Annotated in this window: 20 protein-coding genes and 1 riboswitch; of the genes, 9 read left to right on the forward strand and 11 right to left on the reverse strand. The window is 34.3% G+C overall.

All coding sequences use genetic code 11. From position 1 onward, the window contains the following. Positions 1-7: 7 nt before the first annotated feature. Positions 8-913: a chemotaxis protein gene (locus FDO66_RS05180; RefSeq protein WP_141431357.1), complete on the reverse strand. Its 906-nt coding sequence runs from the start codon at positions 911-913 to the stop codon at positions 8-10. A gap of 210 nt (positions 914-1,123) precedes the next feature. Continuing rightward, complete coding sequence (locus tag FDO66_RS05185; protein WP_141431358.1) at positions 1,124-2,446, reverse strand: MFS transporter; 1,323 nt, start codon at positions 2,444-2,446, stop codon at positions 1,124-1,126. Positions 2,447-2,766: 320 nt separating this feature from the next. Here FDO66_RS05185 and FDO66_RS05190 point away from each other — a divergent pair, with 320 nt between their 5' ends. Together FDO66_RS05190 and FDO66_RS05195 are read left to right on the forward strand one after the other, a co-directional pair. Then, positions 2,767-2,970, forward strand: coding sequence for a hypothetical protein (locus FDO66_RS05190; protein ID WP_141431359.1), 204 nt, complete (start codon positions 2,767-2,769; stop codon positions 2,968-2,970). Between the two features lie 643 nt (positions 2,971-3,613). Then, entirely contained in the window at positions 3,614-4,771 is a 1,158-nt protein-coding gene (locus FDO66_RS05195) for an aminotransferase A (RefSeq protein WP_141431360.1), read from the forward strand. A 113-nt stretch (positions 4,772-4,884) separates the two neighbouring features. On the opposite strand, the gene FDO66_RS05200 is transcribed toward FDO66_RS05195, so the two are convergent. From FDO66_RS05200 to FDO66_RS05220, 5 genes are all read right to left on the reverse strand, one after another. Next, a complete protein-coding gene (locus FDO66_RS05200) occupies positions 4,885-5,760 on the reverse strand; it encodes an NAD(P)-dependent oxidoreductase (protein ID WP_141431361.1) in 876 nt (291 codons plus the stop codon). 28 nt (positions 5,761-5,788) lie between these two features. Further along, positions 5,789-6,574 carry an SDR family oxidoreductase gene (locus FDO66_RS05205; RefSeq protein WP_141431362.1) on the reverse strand — a complete coding sequence of 262 codons (786 nt, stop codon included), beginning with the start codon at positions 6,572-6,574 and terminating at the stop codon, positions 5,789-5,791. A 159-nt stretch (positions 6,575-6,733) separates the two neighbouring features. Further along, positions 6,734-8,446 (reverse strand): phosphoenolpyruvate--protein phosphotransferase, encoded by a 1,713-nt coding sequence (gene ptsP / locus FDO66_RS05210; protein ID WP_141431363.1) that lies wholly within the window; start codon positions 8,444-8,446, stop codon positions 6,734-6,736. Next, a complete protein-coding gene (locus FDO66_RS05215) occupies positions 8,446-8,712 on the reverse strand; it encodes a phosphocarrier protein HPr (protein WP_141431364.1) in 267 nt (88 codons plus the stop codon). Before FDO66_RS05215 ends, ptsP begins: the two co-directional genes overlap by 1 nt. A gap of 407 nt (positions 8,713-9,119) precedes the next feature. Then, on the reverse strand, positions 9,120-9,314 hold the full coding sequence (locus FDO66_RS05220; RefSeq protein ID WP_141431365.1) for a hypothetical protein: 195 nt from the start codon (positions 9,312-9,314) through the stop codon (positions 9,120-9,122). 426 nt (positions 9,315-9,740) lie between these two features. Here FDO66_RS05220 and FDO66_RS05225 point away from each other — a divergent pair, with 426 nt between their 5' ends. The 4 genes from FDO66_RS05225 to FDO66_RS05240 all read left to right on the forward strand — a co-directional run bounded on the left by FDO66_RS05225 (position 9,741) and on the right by FDO66_RS05240 (position 12,944). Further along, positions 9,741-9,917, forward strand: coding sequence for a YkvS family protein (locus tag FDO66_RS05225; RefSeq protein WP_141431366.1), 177 nt, complete (start codon positions 9,741-9,743; stop codon positions 9,915-9,917). A gap of 304 nt (positions 9,918-10,221) precedes the next feature. Beyond that, positions 10,222-10,833 (forward strand): CPBP family intramembrane glutamic endopeptidase, encoded by a 612-nt coding sequence (locus tag FDO66_RS05230; RefSeq protein WP_141431367.1) that lies wholly within the window; start codon positions 10,222-10,224, stop codon positions 10,831-10,833. 286 nt (positions 10,834-11,119) lie between these two features. Continuing rightward, positions 11,120-11,198, forward strand: a riboswitch (glycine riboswitch). 92 nt (positions 11,199-11,290) lie between these two features. Continuing rightward, entirely contained in the window at positions 11,291-11,566 is a 276-nt protein-coding gene (locus tag FDO66_RS05235; protein WP_141431368.1) for an ACT domain-containing protein, read from the forward strand. 16 nt (positions 11,567-11,582) lie between these two features. Next, positions 11,583-12,944 carry a PFL family protein gene (locus tag FDO66_RS05240; protein WP_141431369.1) on the forward strand — a complete coding sequence of 454 codons (1,362 nt, stop codon included), beginning with the start codon at positions 11,583-11,585 and terminating at the stop codon, positions 12,942-12,944. A 40-nt stretch (positions 12,945-12,984) separates the two neighbouring features. Here the strand turns inward: FDO66_RS05240 and FDO66_RS05245 are convergent, their stop codons facing one another. Then, positions 12,985-14,037, reverse strand: coding sequence for a YkvI family membrane protein (locus FDO66_RS05245; protein ID WP_141431370.1), 1,053 nt, complete (start codon positions 14,035-14,037; stop codon positions 12,985-12,987). Positions 14,038-14,253: 216 nt separating this feature from the next. Here FDO66_RS05245 and FDO66_RS05250 point away from each other — a divergent pair, with 216 nt between their 5' ends. Then, entirely contained in the window at positions 14,254-16,413 is a 2,160-nt protein-coding gene (locus FDO66_RS05250; protein WP_141431371.1) for an ATP-dependent Clp protease ATP-binding subunit, read from the forward strand. 449 nt (positions 16,414-16,862) lie between these two features. Further along, positions 16,863-18,446 carry an ATP-binding protein gene (locus FDO66_RS05255; RefSeq protein WP_141431372.1) on the forward strand — a complete coding sequence of 528 codons (1,584 nt, stop codon included), beginning with the start codon at positions 16,863-16,865 and terminating at the stop codon, positions 18,444-18,446. A 99-nt stretch (positions 18,447-18,545) separates the two neighbouring features. Here FDO66_RS05255 and FDO66_RS05260 read toward each other — a convergent pair whose 3' ends face one another. Further along, positions 18,546-20,240: a M3 family oligoendopeptidase gene (locus tag FDO66_RS05260; RefSeq protein WP_141431373.1), complete on the reverse strand. Its 1,695-nt coding sequence runs from the start codon at positions 20,238-20,240 to the stop codon at positions 18,546-18,548. Positions 20,241-20,378: 138 nt separating this feature from the next. Further along, positions 20,379-20,819 (reverse strand): MarR family winged helix-turn-helix transcriptional regulator, encoded by a 441-nt coding sequence (locus FDO66_RS05265; protein ID WP_141431374.1) that lies wholly within the window; start codon positions 20,817-20,819, stop codon positions 20,379-20,381. Between the two features lie 449 nt (positions 20,820-21,268). Here FDO66_RS05265 and FDO66_RS05270 point away from each other — a divergent pair, with 449 nt between their 5' ends. Beyond that, positions 21,269-22,492, forward strand: a complete 1,224-nt coding sequence (locus FDO66_RS05270; RefSeq protein ID WP_141431375.1) for an MFS transporter — start codon at positions 21,269-21,271, stop codon at positions 22,490-22,492. A gap of 191 nt (positions 22,493-22,683) precedes the next feature. Here FDO66_RS05270 and FDO66_RS05275 read toward each other — a convergent pair whose 3' ends face one another. After that, entirely contained in the window at positions 22,684-22,935 is a 252-nt protein-coding gene (locus FDO66_RS05275; protein ID WP_141431376.1) for an aspartyl-phosphate phosphatase Spo0E family protein, read from the reverse strand. Positions 22,936-23,068: the final 133 nt, after the last annotated feature.

The raw sequence follows: 23,068 nt of genomic DNA on the forward strand, positions 1-23,068 counted from the left end.
CTCTTTTTCACTTAATATATGTATCGATCATTTCAATTAATTTTTCAATATCCGGTTTGCTTACTTGAGCATCTGCTCCTACTTTTTCCCCTTTATGGCGCAGATCATCGGTTATGAGGGATGAAAATAAAATCACAGGGATATTTGAGCGCTCAGGGTGCTTCTTTATGTTCAATGTTAAATGGTGACCATCCATTTGAGGCATTTCAATATCTGTAATAATTAATTGAACATCCTCTTTAACATTCCTACCCTTTGAGCTGAGATCATCTAAATAATGTAAAACTTCAAGTCCATTTTCAAAAAAATGAATATGCTTTATCCCTGCTTCTATTAATGTCTCATGCAGTAATTTACGTAAGAGTGGTGAATCTTCCGCAACAATTACCTTTATGTTAGAACGATCTCGTTTATTTACTGCTTTAATACGATTTTTATTAATTCCTAAATCTAGATTAATTTCAGTGATGATTTTTTCAAAATCAAGCAGCATAATGATTTCATTTTCAATTTTAACAATTCCCGTTAGTTCACCTGTTTGTCCCTGATATGAACTAGAAGGCTTTTCAATTTGTTCCCAGGATATCCGATGAATTTGGGTGACATTTTGAACATGAAAGACGAATTTTTGCTGATTAAATTCAGTCACAATAAATTTGTCTGTTTCATTTTGAGAAGAAGGAGCAAAGCCAATTGCTTCTACCAAATTGACAACAGGTAATATTTCACCTCGAAGCTCTATTATCCCCTTAACATATTTATGAGAATGAGGAATTTGTAAAACAGGAACAGGCAGAATGATTTCCTTCACTTTTATAACATTAATACCAAATTTATTCGAACCAATGATAAATTCAACAATTTCAAGCTCATTTGTACCGCTTTCCAAAAGAATTCCATTATCTCTAATCATGATAGCTCCTCCATTTAATAGATAAAGTGAAACTTCCATCTGTGGGGGTATTAGTTCATCCCCACTGATGGTTAGTTAAACCAATCGGGCTTTTACAGGCAGTTATCCCTCACCTTCGCTTCTTCGATACTCTAAAGCTGAGATGTGGGGGATTACTGCCTGTTAATGCGGGATAAAAATTACATTAGACTCCCTTTCATTCATTATAACCTATTGTATGACAGAGGGTTCTTTAATTTTCGAATGAATAATTAGACCGATAATCGTTAGGATCAGTAAAGAACCAAGGGCTAATCTACTCGCCATATTTCCATAATCTGAAAATACATATGTAATCGTCCCATATAGAAAAGGTCCGACGATGGAAGACACTTTTCCAGAAAAGGCAAATAATCCAAAGAACTGCCCTCTTTTTTCTATGGGAGTAAGGTCAACAATGAACGTTCTAGTTGTAACCCACATCGCGCCTAAGGAAATCCCAAACATACTACCAGCGATCCAAAACATCATTTCATTTACAGCAGTTGAAGCAATCACAAGTGCCACTACTAATACATATCCAACGTATTTTACTGCTTTATATGCTCCTTTTACCTTTGTTATATAGCCAAAAAGAAAGGATCCCAAAATACTGGATATAGTAGAAACTAAATATAATAAAATAAACATCCCCGTTGTAAACCCGACGATTGCTTTCGCATAAACAGCCATTATGGCAATCGTAGTTGAAATAGCATCATTTAAGAAAAAATAGGCAACCATAAAAGTAAAAATAGGCTTATACATTTGTATTTCCTTAAAGGTTAAAAGAATATCCTTATAACCTGACAAAAAAGTAGATTCTCTTTCATCTTTTTTAGCTTCTTTTGGATGATCTTTTATAAAGAAAAATAGAGGCAATGAAAAGATTAAAAATAAAATAGCTGATGGAATAAATGCTTTATGAAATCCACTATCCCCAATAAAAAGATACACGCTTAAGCCAACAAGTGTACCAAAATACCCGATTGCCACACCAAATCCTGAAATTAGCGGGATCTCCTCCTTTACCCCTAAGTCTGAGATCATTGCATCATAGAAGATGAGACTTGAATGATAAAAAAACTTTGCCATAACAAAAAACAAAATGACTGCTGCAAGTGCAAATGGTAAACCAAAAATCGTATAACTCGATTGATTTGTTGCTAATACCCCCATTAAGAAAGTGGACAAAACTGTTATTACGGTGAAAATCATAATATATTTCTTTTTCTTTCCTGTCCGATCAATTAATACTCCAAATAATGGAGAGAAAATGACCAGAAAGAGACTTGCTAATGCATTTGAGTAAGAGATAAAAGTACTGGCAATTTGATTTAATTTTTCACTTTCTCCCACAACTTCCTGCAAATAAAAGGGAAAGAATATGGTATTAATATTTGAAGAAAAGATTGTATTAGCAAAATCATATAATGCCCAAGAAAAGATCGGCAAGGTAAAATATAAGCTTATCCCCTTCCTTATTTGAACATTACTTTTTTCAAGATGATCCATATCATCACTCCTCGTATATTCATGTCTACTTTTTTACATTCAATAAATATTTACAAAAACCCTCTTTGTCGTCACATCTTAACATTAGTTTTACATTAGAATATAAATGATATTTTTCTTTCATATTTTTCTAATATCATGTTAATGAAAGAAATACAAGCCAATTAAATTCTTATCTTAGGATATAAAACGTTTTCATTTTGTTTATTTTGTGAACTTTATATCAAACATCTAGACTCAAAGTGTTTTAAGGAATACAATACAACTGTAGATGACTTATTGTTATTTACAACAAAAATGGTAAAGAGGTGCAAAAACCTATGAAAGGTACTGCAATCCTTGTCAAAGAGGACCAGAATATGGCATTCATTGAAAATGTCGAGCACTCCACATTTGTAGAAATGAAAGAAAATAGCGGAGACTCAAATTGTAATTGTAAGCTCGATAATAAAATGGTCAACTATGGTAAGGTGTCCCCTGTATATTGGTACGAAGATGAAGTGGATTGGGATTACGGTTATTAATAATCCTTTTTATTGAACACAAACAACGAAAATAATTATGATTTTTTAATAATATGCTGAGTAGATAAAATTATCTATTCGGCTTTTTTGTTTTAAACCAGGAAATTATAAATTGGCTGGCTGTGTATAACTTTGAAGGTTATGTATCGATGTCCAGCTCCGACGTACAGGACGTACTAGTGCCGATGAAGACATGCGGATGTGGCGTTCTTAATCGGCCAGCGCATATAACTTCAAGCTTCAGGCCTCTTCCTACGATAAGATAAGTCAACATCGATTTGCTATCGCTTATCGTGTATCCTTTATCATGTTTTAACGGGCAGTAAGATATGACCTAAAAAAATGGACAGTGGATAAAAAACTGCCCGTAAAAACCTGATCGGCTCAAACTAAATCAAGGAAAGAACACCCTAATGGAAGGTTCGCCTTATCTCAGTCGAAGTCCCTCCAGTTTGTACGTCGATGATCAAGGAGCTTGCTCTTTTGTTCTTTTATATTGAGCAAATGATTTAATTAATCTTATCATCTTTTAATCACATTTCCTGTGAGTGTTTACGACTGATCAATGTTTATTTCAATGATGATAGGAATTTGATATGATAAACCTATTGAAATAAGTTTATTGGAAGGTGGATTTTTAACATTGGAGCATTTAATTAATCAAAAAGTGTACAATATAGAAATTTCTGGTATAAGAAAATTTTATAATATGGTTGCAGATATGAAAGATATGATTTCACTTACAATTGGTCAGCCAGACTTTCCTACCCCACTCCATATAAAAGAAGCTGCAAAAAAGGCAATCGACGAAAACTTCACTTCTTATACGCATAATGCAGGAGATATTCGTTTAAGACAAGCAGCTGCTCAATTTGTAAAAGAAAAATACCATTTGTCCTATCAGCCTGAATCGGAAATCATTGTAACAACAGGTGCAAGTGAGGCGATCGATATCTCATTCCGAACCATTTTAGAAGAAGGGACGGAAGTTATATTACCAGGACCCGTTTATCCTGGCTATGAACCAATCATCCGTCTTTGCGGAGCAACTCCTATTTATGCAGATACTAGAGAAAATCATTTTCGATTAACTGCAGAAATAATCGAGAAATACATATCAACAAAGACTCGTTGTATTGTCATTCCTTACCCGTCAAATCCAACAGGCGTTAGCTTAACAGCGGAAGAGCTTCAAAAAATTGCAGAGCTTGTAAAGGGTCGTGATATCTTTATATTGGCAGACGAAATTTATAGTGAGCTACTATTTAATGATAAGCATGTATCCATCGCTTCATTTATTAAAGAACAGACGATTGTCATTAATGGACTATCAAAATCACACTCGATGACAGGATGGAGAATTGGAATCATTTTTGCACCAGAAAATATAACACGTCACATGATCAAGGTCCATCAATATAATGTTACATGCGCTTCTTCTATTTCACAAATGGCCGCATTAGAAGCGTTAACAAATGGAACAGACGACGCTATCCCTATGAGACAGGAATATTTAGAGAGAAGAGAATATGTATATAACCGACTAGTTGAAATGAAATTAGAGGTAGTAAAACCAGACGGTGCGTTTTATTTCTTTGTAAAAATTCCTCCACTTGGGGTAAACTCCTTTGATTTTTGTGTTCGCTTAGCTAAAGAAGCAAAAGTAGCTGTTATCCCTGGCAGTGCGTTTTCAGATTTAGGCGAAGGTTATTTCCGATTATCCTTTGCTTATTCTATGGATACATTAAAAGAAGGATTGGATCGAATCGAAGCCTTTTTAAGTGAAATATTAGTCGTATAATCTCCTTTAGAATTAAAGCCCCAAAAGAGGATGTACTCTTGGGGCTTATCTTAAATGTTATAAAATAAAAGGAAACTTTACTCAGGTAGGATAATTTCTTCCCTATTCTCTTCCTAGTTCCAATATTTATAAAGGGCTTGTGTTCCGCTATCCTCTTCTCCTAATTCAGCTAGCTTTGTATATAAACTTTCAGCTAGTTGAAGGCCTGGGACATCCATCTCCATTTGCTTTGCTTCTGATAAAGCAATTCTCATATCCTTAATAAAATGCTTAATATAAAAACCTGGTTCAAAATTACCTTGAATCATCCTCGGTGCTAGATTTGATAAAGACCAACTCCCTGCAGCGCCTGATGAAATACTTTTTAATACATTTTCAGGATCTAAACCTGCTTTTTTTGCATAGATAATGGCTTCACAAACCCCTATCATATTAGAGGCGATAGCAATTTGATTACACATTTTTGTGTGCTGTCCAGCTCCCGCATTTCCTTGGTATACAATATTTGTACCAAGCTTATTAAATACAGGAATAAGTGCTGAATAATCCTCTTCGTCTCCGCCAATCATGATGGAAAGCTTTCCTTCTTTTGCACCAATATCACCACCTGATACAGGCGCATCTAAAGCTTTAATCCCTTTTTTCTTCGCTTCTTCATATATATTTTTTGCTAAGGTTGGGGTTGAAGTAGTCATGTCGATAATATATGTATTTTCACTTGCATTTGGTATGACTCCGTCTTTTCCTAAATAAACTTCTTCAACATCAGAAGGATAGCCGACCATTGAAATAACAACATTTACTTTTTCTGCAAGCTCTTTAATTGATTGTGCCCACTCCGCACCTTTTTCTAATAAGTCCTCTGCTTTATTTTTAGAACGAGTGTATACCATTAAAGGAAAGCCAGCATTTAATAGATTTAAAGCCATGCTTTTTCCCATAACTCCTGTTCCAATAAATCCTATTTTAGTGTTTTCAGTTGTTAGCATTGATCTTTCCCCCCTCCTATTTTTACAATTAGATAGATTTAATCATTCCTCCATCAACTAAAAACGAGCTTCCGGTCATATAAGTATTTGCATCTGAAGCTAAAAAAACGACTACCTTTGCAAACTCCTCAGGCTCACCATATCGTTTTAATGGGATACCTTCAAGTACTTTTTCCTTAATTATTTCAGAAGAAACACCTGTTTTCGAGGCATTGATTTCATCGAGATGCTTCACTCGATCTGTATCAATTCGACCTGGTGCCACCGTATTAATTAAAATCCCATCCGCAGCTAGTTCAGAGGCTAATGTTTTGGAAAGCCCAACAATCCCTGTTCGGAACGTGTTTGATAGAATTAAGCCAGGTATAGGTTCTTTAATTGAAGATGAAGCAATATTAACAATCTTCCCTCCATTTTTACGAAGATAAGGAAGAGATTCTCTTATTAATCGAACATAAGATAGTAAATTCAATTCAAATGCACTTTGCCACATTTCATCTGTCATTGAATCAAAAGTACCTGCAGGAGGGCCGCCTGCATTATTCACTAGAATATCAATGGTCCCAAATTTGTCTACTGTCGCTTGAATTAAATGTTGGATTTCATCAAGATTTGCGTTATCTGCTTTCGTATACGCAAGCTTTCCTTGATATAACGACCCAATTTCTTCTGCTACTTTTTGAAGCTTTTCTTCGTCTCTTCCAGAAATCATTACATTTGCGCCTTCTTTAAGTAGCTCCTCTGCTATCGCTCGTCCTAACCCTTGACTTGAGGCAGCTATTAAGGCAGTTTTTCCTTTTAGGTTAAAATCCATTTATATTTTCACTCCTTTGTAAGACCTTCATCTCTATTATAAAACATTATAAAAATTAATACCCGTAAAATTATTCTAGAAATATCCATTAAAAAACCAAAAAAAGAGTGAAACAAAATCAAGTGGTATACACTCAGATTCTGTTTCACTCATATATCATTATTTAACAGCGGCTTTAACTGCTTCCATAACTTCTTCAGTTGTACTCATTTGCAATGCTTTATCAGCTAATTCCTTCATTTTCACTTTTGATAAATGAAGAATTTGAGAACGTGCTTTAAGGATAGACGTTGCACTCATAGAGAATTCATCTAAACCTAATCCTAACAATAACGGAATAGCTGTTTCATCTCCAGCCATTTCGCCACACATACCAGCCCATTTTCCTTCTTTATGAGCAGCATCAATGACCATTTTAACGAGTCGTAAAATGGAAGGATTGTACGGTTGATATAAATAGGATACCCTTTGGTTCATTCTGTCAGCAGCCATTGTATACTGGATTAAATCATTTGTTCCAATACTAAAGAAGTCTACTTCTTTTGCAAATTGATCCGCTAAGACAGCTGTAGATGGTATTTCAACCATAATACCCAGCTCGATTTGATCAGAAACAGAAATACCATCTGCAACAAGCTTTTCTTTTTCATCTTCAAGAATAGCCTTTGCACTGCGGAATTCATCAAGAGTAGCAATCATTGGAAACATAATTTTAAGATTTCCATATGAACTCGCTCTTAATAACGCACGCAATTGTGTTCTAAATATACCTTGTTCCTCTAGGCATAAACGAATCGCACGGAATCCAAGAAATGGATTCATTTCCTTTGGAAGGTCTAAATATGGCAGCTCTTTATCTCCACCAATATCTAATGTTCGAACAACTACAGGTTTTCCATCCATGCCCTCAAGAACAGCTTTGTATGATTCAAACTGCTCATCCTCAGTCGGAAGTTGATCTCTTCCCATATATAGGAACTCAGTACGATATAATCCAACTGCCTCACCGCCATTATTTACAACACCCTCTAGATCCTTTGGTGTTCCAATATTAGCAGCAAGCTCAACATGCTCTCCATCAGCTGTCACTGTTTTTTCATTTACAAGCTTAGCCCATTCAGCTTTTTGTTCTTCGTATTCTACCTGCACTTTTTTATAGCTTTCAACAGTTTCAGCTGAAGGATTAATATGTACTTCTCCTTTTAATCCATCAACAATCACTAGATCACCATTTTGAATATCCTCAGTTGCAGATTTTGTACCTACTACAGCTGGAATTTCCATAGAACGAGCCATGATAGCTGAATGTGATGTTCGACCACCAATATCTGTTGTAAAGCCTAATACAAAATTACGATTTAATTGTGCTGTATCAGAAGGTGTTAAATCCTCTGCCACAATTATTGCTTCTTCAGAAATCATACTTGGGTTGACGATTTGAACATTTAGTAAATGTGCAAGAACACGCTTTGTAACATCACGAATATCAGCTGCACGTTCCTTCATATACTCATTATCCATTTGTTCAAACATCATAATAAACATGTCTGCTACTTCTTTAAGAGCAAATTCTGCATTAACAGAATCTGATTTAATTTTGTCTTCAATAGGGGATATGAGCTCAGGGTCACTTAATACTAATAAATGAGCTTCAAAAATGGCGGCCTTATCAGCACCTAGCTCTGCGTTAGCTTTATCGCGAATCGCTTCTAGTTCAGCTTTAGAAATTGAAAGCGCACTCTGAAAACGATTAATTTCTTCTGTAGCATCATTTACAGATCTTTTTTCGAAAGAAAGATCTGGCTCTACTAAACGATATGCTTTCGCAATAGCAATTCCATTAGAAGCAGCTATTCCTTGTAAGAAATTCATTACTCAGCTAAGCCTTCTTTATTAAGAGTTTCTTCTAGGCTATTAAGCGCATCTTGTGCATCGCTTCCATCTGCGATAATTTTAATGTCAGCTCCTTGACCAATCCCTAAAGACATTACACCCATAATTGATTTTAAGTTTACTTTTTTATCTTTGTACTCTAATTGAATTTCTGAATCAAACTTACTTGCAGCTTGTACTAATAATGTAGCTGGTCTTGCATGAATTCCTGTTTCTGCTGTTACTTTAAATTGTTTTTCTGCCATTTAAAATCAAACTCCTTCTTTAAATAAAGTTAGTAAGATTAATCTATATTTATAAGTTATTGCCTAACCGAAGTTTAGCAATGAAATGTTAGTCAAGGACTAACTCTTACTAATTCATAATTAATATATATTTTCATTACAAAAATGTAAACTGAAAACGCTAAATATGTTAAAAAAATTGTTACGATTACATGACATTAAATGATAGGATAGAAATGAAAGTAATCATTTACCTTTCTTCCATAATTATTAATGTCACTTTGAATCTACTTACAAAAGCCTTCTTAAAATAAGAATATCATTTACATAGTACGAAGACAATTTTTTATTTTTATCCAATTCTTATATTCTTCACTTATGTTATTTTCAACTAAGAATTGAACAATCATGTATCCTCTAATTGAGCATTAACTTCTGGCTGACTCTGTGTATTGATAAAGGATATTTCCTCCTCTATCAGCAGCACCTCTGAAATGCTTAAAATCTTCTCGCTGTACTAAAATCTTACGAAAGGAAAGAAAGTTCTCCTTTAATACAAGATGCTCAGATAGATCACCACTTTTAAGCTTTTCTAATATTTCAGTAATCAGTTCTTCATTCAAATCATATTCACCTCAAATTAAGAAAAGCGGAAGGCGCCCGCCTATCGGCGAAAAGCATAAGACGAATCACGTAGAAAATCCTGATTTTTGGAGTGATTTGGCTTATGACTCGAGCCGATGGCGCCTGAAGCTAGACACCATTCTACCTTCAAAAATTTTCTTTCTTTATTTTTTCAAAACAAATTCATGATTCTATATGTTGACAATTTATTATATATTAAAATATCCAAATAAAAAATTTCATCCTATCAGATTGTACCTTAAACCATTCACTATTTTTTAAATTTTCTTACCAGAAAACATAAAATATGATCGATTTATTACTTTTTCTTAACAAATGATGTTAAATTTCTTTACGAACTAATGATTTTAGTGCAAACTGTTATTAAATTATATTCAAAATTGGAAAGATAAGGAGAGATCATCGTGAAAAGAGCAGAAGTAGGCAATGTGATTGAATTTAGAGAAGGCTTACAAGGTATTGTTGAAAAAGTAAATGAAAATTCAGTTATTGTGGATTTAACCTACATGGACAATTACCAGGATCTTGAATTAGATCAAAGAACAGTAGTCAATCATAAAAATTATAAAATCATTAAATAATTGATTCAGTAATGATTTCTTCCTATATATTAAGAAAAGCGGAAGCGCCTTAATCAGCCCTGAAGAAAAATGTTCATTTGGCTCAAATAGTGTTTTTTACTTTTAGAGACAAGGGGTTATTTTTCACAAGGGCTAGGCGATAGAGCTAGACACCAGTCGGAATTTAGAAAATTTATGCTTTCTTACCTTAGAACAAAAAGCAGTTATCATTAGCTGCTTTTTTTGTTTTCCCGTCTTTTTCATTCCATTTTAATCATTCTTTTTGATAGAATAAAGGTTGTTTCTTTGAAGGGAGTATACGTTTATGAAAACAACCTCTATTTACCAACTAATAGTTGGAATTATTTTGGCTCATCTACTCATATTTTTTACTTTTCATGAAATAACAGTTTTTTGGTATATTTTCACTTTTTCCATGCTCCTTTTGATTAGTTTTTCCATACTATATGAGCAAATGGAACATAAAGCTTCCTTTCTAATTTACTTTTCATACGGGATCATTTCAGGAACCCTGCTATTTGTTGTTTTTAAACTTGGAAGCTTTTTAATAGAAAAGTTTAATCTCCCTTTTCTGGAGTCGATTTCAAGACTGTACGCTTTGTATGAGCCAACACAGCTCTGGCAATACCTAGCTCTCTTTCTCATTATTATTCCAGGCGAAGAAATTTTTTGGAGAGGCTATATCCAAAAGAAATTGATTTCTGTTTCAAATGCGCCTTTAGGTATCATTTTTTCTAGCTTTTTGTATGCATCGATTCAAATTTATTCGGGTTATTTGATTCATGTTTTATCAGCAATTGTCGCAGGATTACTCTGGGGATTTCTGTATTATTGGAAAAAAAGCCTTTCTCTTGTCATCCTATCGCATTTGGTTTTTGATTTTTTCTTAATTGTTGTGTTTCCTTTAAATCAATAAGAACGTAACTTTGACGATTTATTGAAACAATGAAATAACTATTGATTTATTTACCATAAACTGATACCATCACTTTATTATTTTATTTTTATAATAAAAGGTGTTCATAAAGGAGGACAAAAAGAGCCGAGAAGTTCAAGGAAGTGCAACTTTGAGCACCTCAGCGTATAGTTGAAATACGTGAGGAGCGGAAAAAGCAAGCTGACACAGAAATTCGACAGCTATTTTTCCCGGACTTTTTGAACAACCGCTATAAGCGATGATCGTTATGGGTAACACTATAACAGGAGCAGCTTCTGGAGAGACCGCATTTCATGCGGCGCCGAAGGATTCACAATCTCAGGCAAAAGGACAGAAGAGTAACCACTACATTTTATTTGTATGTTATTCTTATGTACTTTTTAAAGATTGGAGAGATCCAATCTTTTTATTTTTGATATTTTATGAGGTGAAAAAAATGAGCCAAAGACGTGCTGTAGTAAGTGTAATTGGAAAGGATCAAGTTGGTATTATTGCAAAAGTTACCACCATTTTATCAGAAAATCACATCAACATTCTTGATATAAGTCAAACCATTTTACAAGACTTTTTCACAATGATGATGCTGGTTGATGTATCTAATACAGAAAATTTAGATCATCTGCAAAAGCAATTTAATGAAATTGGAGAAGAGCTTAATTTAAAAATTAATATCCAGCTTGAAGAAATTTTTAAAGCGATGCACCGGGTATAATGAGGAGTGAACGTAAATGAAAATTGCTTTAAATGAAATGATGGAAACCATTCGCATGGTTCAAATGGAAAATCTAGATATTAGAACCGTTACGATGGGAATTAGCCTTCGTGACTGTGCTGATTCTAATTTTGAAAAATTGAATCAAGCTGTTTACAATAAAATAACGGAAAAAGCAGGAAAATTAAAGGAAGTTGCGGAGCAAGTAGAACGCGAATATGGTATTCCAATTATTAACAAAAGAATATCAATCACTCCTATTGCTGAAATATTAGGAAATGCAACTACTGCTCAAGCGGTTGAGTTAGCAAAAACATTGGATAGAGCAGCTCATACTCTTGGAGTAGATTTTATCGGTGGGTACTCTGCACTTGTTCATAAAGGAATATCTAAAGGAGATCAAACCCTTCTTGATGCTCTTCCTGAAGCATTAAGCGTTACAGAAAGAGTGTGTGCATCTGTTTCTGTTGCAACAACAAGAACAGGTATTAATATGGATGCTGTTCAAAAGCTTGGTGTAATTATTAAACAAGCTGCAGAAAAAACAGCCGATCAAAATGGACTTGCTTGTGCAAAGCTCGTAGTATTCTGCAATCCAGTTGAAGATAATCCCTTCATGGCTGGAGCATTCCATGGCTCAGGTGAAGGTGAAACTGTCATTAACGTAGGAGTAAGTGGTCCTGGTGTTGTGTTAAATGCTTTAAAACGCTACCCAAATGCAGACTTGGGTGAAGTATCTGATATAATCAAAAAAACAGTCTTTAAAATCACTCGTGCAGGTGAACTTATTGGACGAGTAGTAGCTGAAAGATTAGATATTCCATTTGGAATTATGGATTTATCCCTTGCACCTACAAATGCATTAAATGATAGTGTTGCTGAAATACTAGAAGAAATTGGATTAGAACGTGTCGGTACACATGGAACCATTGCTGCTCTTGCTTTAATGAATGATGCAGTAAAAAAAGGCGGTGCCATGGCTAGCTCCTATGTTGGGGGCCTAAGCGGCGCATTTATTCCTGTCAGCGAAGATAACGGAATGATAAAAGGCATTTTAGATCAATCTTTATCTCTTTCGAAGCTAGAGGCGATGACATGTGTGTGCTCTGTCGGTCTTGATATGATTGCTCTTACTGGAGACGCTTCTCCTGCCACACTGTCTGCAATAATTGCAGATGAAGCGGCAATAGGAATGATTAATAAGAAAACAACCGCTGTCCGTGTGATCCCTGTACCTGGAAAAAAAGAAGGGGAAATCGTTGAGTTCGGTGGTCTACTCGGAAGAGCCCCGGTAATGGGTGTAAATCCATTTAGTTCAGAAAAACTGATACAACGAGGCGGCCGTGTTCCTGCTCCCCTTCAATCATTAATAAACTAATCATTTTTAGGATGACCCAATTGAATTGATTGGGCATCCTTTATTTATTTCCTTTCTTTGTTTCAAAAGGATACATCCATAGTAGAATAATAATCAGCAGACTGATATATCCAAATAATGGATATAAAAAGGATAATAAAGTGCTGTAGTGTACGTAACTAATGATATAAGTAATAATAAAAATAAATACAACGATTGCCATACTAGGTAACGATGTATATTTTTTAATCTGTTTTTCTATACCAAATACATTTCCTATAACAGAAGTAAAGATTTCCCCATAAATAATTAATACATAAACCCAATAAAAGCTTGGAATAAGCTTTTTCATCATAATAGCCATCGGAATTTCAAATTGAGTAACATTAGGAAGCATAATCATTGTGGCGTGACTGGCTATTAAAATGGCGGTTAACATGACTCCCCCTAAAATTCCTCCCCATTTTAGCGTTTGATCGTCTTTAATTTCCTTTGCTACCGGTACAAGTACTGCTTGTGCTAATGCTAAATTTAAAGCTGTATACGAAAACGGTGAAGCTACTGCTTTCCAACCATCTTCAACAAACGGGATATATAAGAGTTGATACGTAAAATTTGGAAGTTTAAAAGAATGAAACATTAAGAAAAAACTAAAAGCGATCATGATTGGAACTACGAAAGAATTGACTGCAAATAACCCTTTCATGCCTGTCTGCATCACAATCAGTGATAATATGATCGTTATATACACTCCTGTGGATTTAGCTAAACCAAAGTGCTCATGAAAAACGGCTCCACTCCCTGAAAGCATCACAGCACAAACTCCCACAAGCATGATCAACAGCACTATATTAATAAAAATACTAAAAACCTTTCCGAATAAATGCTCCATTAATTCCTGATAAGAGCTTGCTTCAATTTTCGCTGCTATTCTCATCAACTTTGAGCCTAAAAAAATAAATAAGTATCCACTCATTACTATTCCTATTAATCCTATAAATCCAAATCGAGTAAAAAACTCAACAATTTCTTGACCTGTTGCAAATCCAGCGCCAACAACTGTTCCAACATAAACAGCGGCAATTTGGAAAGCCGCTCCCCATCTTATTTTCAATCGCAGCTCTCTCCTCTCCTCATACAAACTATATGACAGTACAGTAAAACTAAGACGAGTTAGCAAATAGATTTTTTCCATAATCTTTAACATCTTCTATTATGCAAAAAACTTGAAAGTCAGTTTTGGTCAAAGTATAATCAAATTAAACATTAGTCAAATATAGTCAAATATTAATGAGTGCAAGTGAATTTCTTAATTTAGGAGGTATTTAGAATGAAATGTCAAATCTGTCATGAAAACGATGCACATATTAATTTAAAGATGAATATAAACGGAAAAGAGAATCAGCTCTTTTTATGCGAAAGTTGTTTTCAAAAGGAAAAACAGAAAATTGCTTCTGGAAGCTTTCCTAATTTGAGCAATTTTGATCAACATCAGCCGATTGATGAATTTTTCAAACCATTTTCATTTGGCTCAAATTCGAATATGAATGCTTCTGCTAATGATGCTCTTCAAGAGAAAGCATCCTCTCAAGGCGGAAGAAAAGGAATTCTTGATCATTTTGGCCGAAACCTGAATCAATTAGCAAAAGCCGGATTAATCGATCCAGTTATTGGAAGAGATGAAGAAATTGCAAGAGTCATCGAAATATTGAATCGAAGAAACAAAAACAATCCAGTGTTAATTGGTGAACCTGGTGTTGGGAAAACAGCGATTGCAGAAGGTCTTGCGTTGAAAATCGCAGAAGGAAATGTCCCAACAAAACTTAAACAAAAAGAAGTTTACGCCCTTGATATCTCTGCCCTTGTAGCAAACACTGGAATACGCGGCCAATTTGAAGAAAGAATGAAACAGATTATCGGTGAGTTACAACGAAGAAAGAACATAATCCTTTTTATAGATGAAATACATCAATTGGTCGGCGCAGGGTCTGCAGAAGGATCAATGGATGCTGGGAATATCTTAAAGCCAGCTCTTGCTAGAGGTGAGTTACATGTTGTCGGGGCAACTACCTTAAAAGAATATCGTCATATCGAAAAAGATGCTGCTCTAGAACGCCGCTTTCAACCAGTACAAGTATTAGAACCATCTGTAGAAGCTGCAATTGAAATATTAAAAGGGATTCAATCAAAGTACGAAAAATTTCACGAGGTTGTCTATTCAGAAGAAGCTATAAAGGCTTGTGTCCAATTATCTCATCGATTTATTCAGGATCGCTTTTTACCTGACAAAGCCATCGATCTAATGGACCAGGCTGGTTCAAAAATGAATCTAACGTTCAACTATTCTTCTCAAGAAGAAATCGAAAGTCGTTTAAAAGAGATTGCCAAAGAAAAAGAAGCTGTATTAAAGCAAGAGAATTATGAACAAGCTTCCATTTTGCATAAAGAAGAAACAAAACTTGAAAAAGCATTAAATGCTACTCCAACGAAAGAACACCCTGTCGTTGGGATAGAAGAAATCCAACATCTGATAGAAAAAGCTACTGGTATTCCAGTAGGTAAATTACAAGAAGATGAGCATAAGAAGATGAAAGAACTAGAAGACAAGCTTAATAATAAGGTAATTGGTCAAACCGAAGCAGTACAAAAAGTGGCAAGAGCAATTCGTAGAAGTCGTGCAGGCTTAAAATCTAAACAACGTCCAATCGGCTCATTCCTTTTTGTTGGGCCCACCGGTGTAGGAAAAACTGAGCTTTCGAAAACATTAGCAGAAGAACTTTTCGGAGCAAAAGATTCCATGATTCGTCTAGATATGAGTGAATACATGGAAAAGCATAGTGTATCTAAAATCATCGGATCTCCACCTGGCTATGTTGGTCACGAAGAAGCAGGGCAATTAACAGAAAAGGTTCGTCGTAATCCGTATAGCATCATCTTACTTGATGAAATTGAAAAAGCTCATCCTGATGTACAACATATGTTTTTACAAATCCTTGAAGATGGACGTTTAACAGATAGTAGTGGACGTACCGTTAGCTTTAAGGATACAGTGATCATTATGACAAGTAATGCAGGAGTTAGCGACAAACAAATTCGAGTTGGATTTGAAAAAAATACGGCTATAGAAGAGTCTAATTTACTAAGCTCGCTAGGACAATTCTTCAAGCCTGAATTTTTAAATCGCTTTGATAATATTATTGAATTTAAAAAGCTTACTAAACCACACTTGTTACAAATCGTTGACATTATGCTATCTGAACTTCGTCAAACGCTAATTGAACAAAGTATTAACCTTTCTGTAACAGAGGAAGTGAAAGAAAAGCTAGCTGAATTAGGATATCATCCACTTTATGGTGCAAGACCTTTAAGAAGAGTTATTCAAGAAAAGCTTGAAGATAAACTTGCTGACATCATTCTCGACCAGCCAGATATTAAACATGTAAGTACACAATTAAATCATGATGAGATAGTACTATCAGAAATTAAATGATAATGAAAGGATAAAGCATACTGAGACCTTGCCAAATGATTGGCAAGGTCTCTTTTATTACTTAGAATTTTTCTCCCATTTACGACGAATTTTATTAAATTTCCAACAAATTTCGCTTTTACCTATGATAAAATATTATGATATAAGAAAATAATATTGTTTTATCCCTCATTAACTAGCAGTAGACCCCCACCTCTAAACTTTAGAGTATCAAAGGGATAACTGCTTGCAAACGCCCGACGACGGACAGGACGTCCTAGTCAGGCGAATGCCACAGGATGTGGCATGTATGAGCGTGATTGGTGAAATAAGACTTTTCTTTGGGCTTCAGCCCTTAGAAAAGTCAATCAGGCTCTGCGTGACTAACCATCAATAGGGGATGAAAGATAACCCCTACTGATGGAAGTTTCACTTTATCTTTCTAATGATGATAGAAAGGGCATCGTTCAATGGAGAAAAAGATATTTACACAACAACTAAATAAATTAATATTTAGTATCGTTTTCGTATTTTATTTAATTGACTTGCTTATCTATTCAATTTCTGAACAAAGCCTGGATTTTTTATGGCCACCAATAGGCTTTATCCTTTTTATTGTTCTTGCTTTGTTTTATCGGCTTCAAATGAATCCATACTTGTTTATGGTTTCTATTATCACAGCTTTCTACGTTTATTTATTTTACATTAACATTATCTCCCCCAACTTTGTAAATTACTTTTTTTTCATTTTTGGGATTATTATTTCATCCTTTTATCAAAATATCTTTGCTATCGTCTATTCTTCTATTATCGGGACTTTTTCCTTAATTTATTTTTACAAAATAAATGGAACGAAAATGATATCTTTGTTTCAAGAACAGGATTTTATTTACATCTTCCTTTTTGCACTGTTTACTGCCATTTTACTTTTTGTTATGATCTTCTATGCAAATCAACTAAGGATTAAAGCTTATCAAAACGAATTAAAAGCAAAAGAAGATTTATTTTCAACAAAATCCTTTTATAAAGCATTATTTGAAAATGCGAATTACTCGATTATCGTTATTAATCTTAAAAATGAAATTTTGGAAGCAAATCAATCTTTTTTATCTCTCTTTGAATTAACCTCTGATATTATCGGCCAATACATAGATAAGGTAATTTACGATCAAAGCCAAATATTTTTTCAATCTATTGAAAAAGCTAAATTGGGACAAAGTATTCCAGCATTTGAGACTTCAATCCAAACAGCTGATCATTCAAAGTTAATCATTGAAACAACCATCTCACCGATCCTTAACCAAAAAAGTGAGGTTTTCGCAGTTTCATTTATAATTAGAGACCAGACAGAAAAAAAATTAATGGATGAATATATAAGGAATTCAGAAAAATTAAAAGTAACAGGAGAAATCGCAGCAAGCGTTGCTCATGAAATCAGAAATCCTTTAACAGTTATTTCAGGCTTTATACAAATGCTTGATGAAAGAGAGAATGGGTTTAAACAATATTTAACTATTATTAATTCAGAGCTTGCACGTATGAACGAAATTATCAGTGAATTTTTATTTCTTTCAAAGCCACATGAAGCTCAAATTAAAAAAACAAGGCTATCATCCATCATCTATGAAGTAATCTTATTATTTGAATCCGAAGCACATTATCAAAACGTAACAATTATTAAGGAAAATATCGATGAAGACATAATGGTACTGTGTAATAAAAATCAGTTGAAGCAAGTTTTTATTAACCTTTTAAAAAATGCATTTGAAGCAATGCCAAAAGGTGGAGTTGTTTCCTTAAGCTGTGAAGTGATAGAAGATAAGGTACGAATTGAAGTGATAGACTCTGGAAGTGGTATTCCTGAAGAAATTCTAAAGAAAATAAAATCTCCATTTTTTACAACAAAGGAAAACGGTACTGGACTAGGGCTCATGATCACTGAACAAATAATAGAACAGCATAATGGAAGATTTAACATATCAAACCACGAAACAAAAGGTACTAGAGCAGAAATCTACTTGCCAATCATAATAGAAAACAAGCTCCATGATTAATAATAAACGGGCAGGAAAATTTGACCTTTCCTGCCCGTTTACTATGCCTTATATCCCTTAAAAAATATACGCCTTCCAACTTAAGAAAATAATCCTTGATTATAAATTCTGATCATCAATTGTATTGAGCCAATTTTCGATCTCTGTAACGACAGATTTAACGCATCCTTCTTCAAACGGAGATATTAAGTTTGCCGATTCTACCAATTTGGTAAATGACTGACTTCCTCCTAATTTACATAATTTCACATAATCAGACCAGGCTGCTTTTTGTTCCGAACTTGATCGCTTCCAAAATTGCAAGGCACAAATTTGCGCAAGTGTATAATCAATATAATAAAATGGAGAATTATAAATATGCGCTTGCCTTTGCCAAAATCCACCATTTTCTAAATATTCATTGCCATCATAATCCTTATGAGGCAAGTATTTTTGTTCAATTTCTCTCCACTTTCTTTTTCGATCGTTAGGGGTAGCTACTGGATTTTCATAAACCCAATGCTGAAACTCATCAACAGACACACCATATGGTAAAAACAGTAAGGCCGAGCTCAAATGTGCAAACTTATATTTATCAGAGTCCTCTTTGAAAAATAGCTCCATCCACGGCCAAGTAAAAAATTCCATGCTCATTGAATGAATCTCTGCAGCTTCATACGTTGGCCAATAATATTCAGGAATCCCTAAATCTCTACTTGAATATACTTGAAAGGCATGGCCAGCTTCATGTGTAAGTACATCAATATCGCCGGAAGTTCCATTAAAGTTTGAGAATATAAATGGTGCTTTATAATCTTCAATAAACGTACAATATCCACCTCCAGCCTTCCCTTTCTTTGCTACAAGATCCATTAATTCATTCTCTCTCATAAAAGAAAAAAAGGAACCTGTTTCATCTGAAAGCTCATTGTACATGGTCTGTCCGTTTTCAATGATCCAATCTGGACTTCCTTTTGGGGATGCGTTTCCTGAAAGAAATTTGAATCCTTCATCATAATATTTTAAAGCATCTATTTTAATACGCTTTTTTTGCCTTTCCTTTAAATTTGTTGCAATAGGAACAATGTATTCCTTCACTTGATCACGAAATTTAGCCACCATATCGGCGTTATAATCTGTACGATACATACGGTTGTATGCTAGTTCTACAAAATTTTGATAGCCTAGTTTTTTAGCAATCTCTGTTCTAACTTTAACTAATTCATCATAAATCCGATCAAGCTCATTCTCATTTTCAGCAAAAAAGCCAAATTTAGCTTCACTTGCTTTTTTACGGATTTCACGATCAGGAGACTCGGTATAAGGCTCCATTTGGGCAAGTGTTCTTTCTTCTCCATCAAACATGATCTTAGCAGAGGCAATAAGCTTTGTATATTCAGTAGAAAGCTTATTTTCTTTTTGTAATAGTGTAACAATCTCGGGAGAAAAAATTTTAAGCTGAGCCTCAGCCAAGGCGAAAAGCTGCTTCCCCCATTTAGCTTCAAGCTCTTTGCGAAATTTGGACTGGACAAGTACATTATAATAATTCGTAACGTGTCCTTCTATATGCGGCTGCATTTCATCCATAACATCTTGTTCAATCTGATAAACCTCATCAATTGTATTGACACTATGACGAATATAGCAAAGATTAAACATGGTACTAAGTTTATTTCGTAGTTGATTTATTTCTGTTATAACGGTTAACTGCTCATCGACATTGTTTGCATCATTAAAACTTTTGATCAGTCCTTCAAATTTTTCATTCACTTCTTCTAAATTTGGTCGAACGTATGTATACTCTGAAAACTTCATTTTTAACCTCCAATTTTCATTACTTATGCTGTTTCTTATTGCGTATTTCCAAATTTTTCTTCATTATCTTAATTTAGTTTCTACAAGAGTCTTATATTTTCCTCCTAATTGCAAAAAAAATCGGCCGTTAGGCACGATTTAATATTTTTGCACGGATAATCCTATTTTCTTTAAAAGGAAGATTGCTTCACTTCTTTCTTCTTCTGATAGATGTGAGAATACTTCTTGAATATGCTTTTCATGATCAGGAAATATTTCGTCCATTAATGACTTTCCTTGATCTGTAATTTGTGCATAGGTCACACGTCTATCCTTTGGACAGGCAACCCTTTTTAAAAAACCTTTTTGTTCTAGTTTATCTACAACATACGTAATACTTCCGCTAGCAAGTAAAATTTTCCCGCCAATTTGCTGTAACGGCTGATCTCCTTTATGATATAAAAGTTCTAGCACCGCAAATTCAGTTGGATTCAAGCCATATGTTTGAATTAACTTGTTTATTTTTTCATTTACCGCCCTAAAGGCTCGTGAAAGAACAATAAATAGCTTTAATGATTGGTTAATTTGTTCTGTTTTCATATGCGTATCAAAATCCTTTATAAGTAAAATAATTAGGCTGTTTTCGTATAGATTGTTGCTTTTAAACGCACAGCCTGCATACACTTCGCTTTCGGTGGGCGAGCGTCAAGCCTCCTCGTCGCATACGCTCCTGCGGGGTCTCGCCTTTCTCGCATTCCCACAGGAGTCTACGTGTATGCAGGCTGCTCCAAAACGTTTCTCTCAATGTTTTTTATGTCAAAAGCAACAAACTTTGAGAAAACAGCCAATAATTAAGAATATCTTGAATTCAAACTAATTATAATAAATAATTCCTTTAAAGTCAATTTTCCACGATCTATTCTAACTTCTATTAAAACCATTCAATTAAGTAAGAAAAAAGTGGTTTAAAAATTTTAGAAAACATGTATAGTAATTCATATGGAATAGTTTGTTAATAAAGTGATCAACTCTAAAAAAAGGAGTTTGTTATGAGTACTACAGCAATAAAATCAAAAACATCCGCTTCATCTCAATCTACTGCTTACAAAATTTTATTCATTATTGGCTGCTGCCACTTATTAAATGATTCCATTCAAGCTGTTGTTCCTGCCATGTTTCCAATCTTAGAAAAATCGATGAATCTCAATTATACTCAGCTTGGGATCATTGCTTTCTCTTTAAATATGGTATCTTCTGTTATGCAGCCAGTTGTTGGAATTATTGCAGACAAAAAACCTCGACCATACGCTTTGCCTATTGGCTTAACCGTTACTTTAATAGGTGTTATCGGGGTAGCGTTTGCTCCTAGATTCGAGTTGGTAGCTATCTCTGTTATTTTTATTGGTCTTGGATCTGCAGTTTTTCATCCTGAGGGTTCAAGAGTAGCTTATATGGCAGCTGGACCTCGCAGAGGACTTGCGCAATCCATTTATCAGGTTGGTGGAAATTCTGGCCAAGCACTTGCACCTCTTATCACAGCCATCATTCTTGTACCATTTGGGCAAAAAGGAGCCATATTATTTACAATCGTCGCAGCAATTGCTGTCGGCCTGCTTATTTATATCGCTCGTTGGTATTCAAATAAGATTGAAATTCAAAAAGAAACACGCAAATACAAAAAAGAGACTTATCAAAAAAATAAAGTGAACATCTCAAAGCGTGTTTACTTCTCACTAATTTTGATTTTATTTTTAATTTTTGCGCGTACATGGTATTCATCTGGTATTACTAATTTCTATACATTTTATGCAATTGAAAAATATGGATTTACCATTGAGCATTCTCAAATGTTTCTTTTTGCTTTTCTAGTATCAGGTGCGGTGGGTACATTTTTTGGAGGTCCTTTAGCTGATCGTTTTGGGAAAAAGAATATTATTTTATATTCTATGATAGGGACGGCTCCACTTTCGATCATACTCCCTTTTGCATCTCCATCTATCGCATTTATCTTGCTTATCATTACTGGATTTATTTTAATGTCTAGTTTTTCTGTTACAGTTGTTTATGCTCAAGAGCTTGTTCCAGAAAAAATAGGAACCATGTCAGGATTGACAGTTGGCTTAGCCTTTGGAATGGGAGCAATTGGTTCGATGACTTTAGGATATTTAGCAGATTTGATTGGTCTGCCACAAACAATTATTTTGTCGGGATTTTTGCCTTTATTAGGGCTATTAACTCTATTTCTTCCATCAGATCGAAAAAGAACTTCATAAATAAAAACTTTTGTTGGGGTACCACTGCAAAAATGATGTGCAGACGTAGGCTAACCTTAGTCAATCGTCTGCCATTAAACTATTAACTCATTTTATCTCCAAAATAATAGTCATTTGTTTGATAGAAAGTGAGCATACTAAAGTATGAATAGTTCACAATTTTAATGTTTTTAAGAAGGTTTTCGGATCTATTAACTAAATCGTTGTACGTTAGCTTGGGTATTTGCCCAAACGAGCATGAATTTTTTTAACATTTCCTTCAACTCTTCCTTTTTTCTGCTTTCAAAATGAAGACTACATTGATATAAATAAATTAACCAATCAAGTTCTTGACTATATCGGATCGTTTCTTCACTATTAAAACCTTGCTTTTGAGCACATTCTATCATTTTTTCTCTCTTATTTTGTATTTCGTTCAATATGATTTTATTAGTATCAAGCACCTGCTTACCTCCTAATTTTTCCCTTTTGCTATATTCATTCTATTAAAATGATTTCTGAAAAAATTATTACAGATATTTCTATTATTGTAAATAGATTCGCAATATTAGACAAAAAAAAATATCCGTTAGCTAT

It is taken from the genome of Bacillus sp. 03113 (genome assembly GCF_006546985.1).
Classification (GTDB): Bacteria; Bacillota; Bacilli; order Bacillales; family Cytobacillaceae; genus VATK01.

Coding starts and splice junctions, on each gene's coding strand:
- FDO66_RS05180 (WP_141431357.1), bottom strand. CDS start 913: ATGATTAGAGATAATGGAATTCTTTTGGAAAGCGGTACAAATGAGCTT.
- FDO66_RS05185 (WP_141431358.1), bottom strand. CDS start 2,446: ATGGATCATCTTGAAAAAAGTAATGTTCAAATAAGGAAGGGGATAAGC.
- FDO66_RS05190 (WP_141431359.1), top strand. CDS start 2,767: ATGAAAGGTACTGCAATCCTTGTCAAAGAGGACCAGAATATGGCATTC.
- FDO66_RS05200 (WP_141431361.1), bottom strand. CDS start 5,760: ATGCTAACAACTGAAAACACTAAAATAGGATTTATTGGAACAGGAGTT.
- FDO66_RS05205 (WP_141431362.1), bottom strand. CDS start 6,574: ATGGATTTTAACCTAAAAGGAAAAACTGCCTTAATAGCTGCCTCAAGT.
- ptsP (WP_141431363.1), bottom strand. CDS start 8,446: ATGAATTTCTTACAAGGAATAGCTGCTTCTAATGGAATTGCTATTGCG.
- FDO66_RS05215 (WP_141431364.1), bottom strand. CDS start 8,712: ATGGCAGAAAAACAATTTAAAGTAACAGCAGAAACAGGAATTCATGCA.
- FDO66_RS05230 (WP_141431367.1), top strand. CDS start 10,222: ATGAAAACAACCTCTATTTACCAACTAATAGTTGGAATTATTTTGGCT.
- FDO66_RS05235 (WP_141431368.1), top strand. CDS start 11,291: ATGAGCCAAAGACGTGCTGTAGTAAGTGTAATTGGAAAGGATCAAGTT.
- FDO66_RS05240 (WP_141431369.1), top strand. CDS start 11,583: ATGAAAATTGCTTTAAATGAAATGATGGAAACCATTCGCATGGTTCAA.
- FDO66_RS05250 (WP_141431371.1), top strand. CDS start 14,254: ATGAAATGTCAAATCTGTCATGAAAACGATGCACATATTAATTTAAAG.
- FDO66_RS05255 (WP_141431372.1), top strand. CDS start 16,863: ATGGAGAAAAAGATATTTACACAACAACTAAATAAATTAATATTTAGT.
- FDO66_RS05260 (WP_141431373.1), bottom strand. CDS start 20,240: ATGAAGTTTTCAGAGTATACATACGTTCGACCAAATTTAGAAGAAGTG.
- FDO66_RS05265 (WP_141431374.1), bottom strand. CDS start 20,819: ATGAAAACAGAACAAATTAACCAATCATTAAAGCTATTTATTGTTCTT.
- FDO66_RS05270 (WP_141431375.1), top strand. CDS start 21,269: ATGAGTACTACAGCAATAAAATCAAAAACATCCGCTTCATCTCAATCT.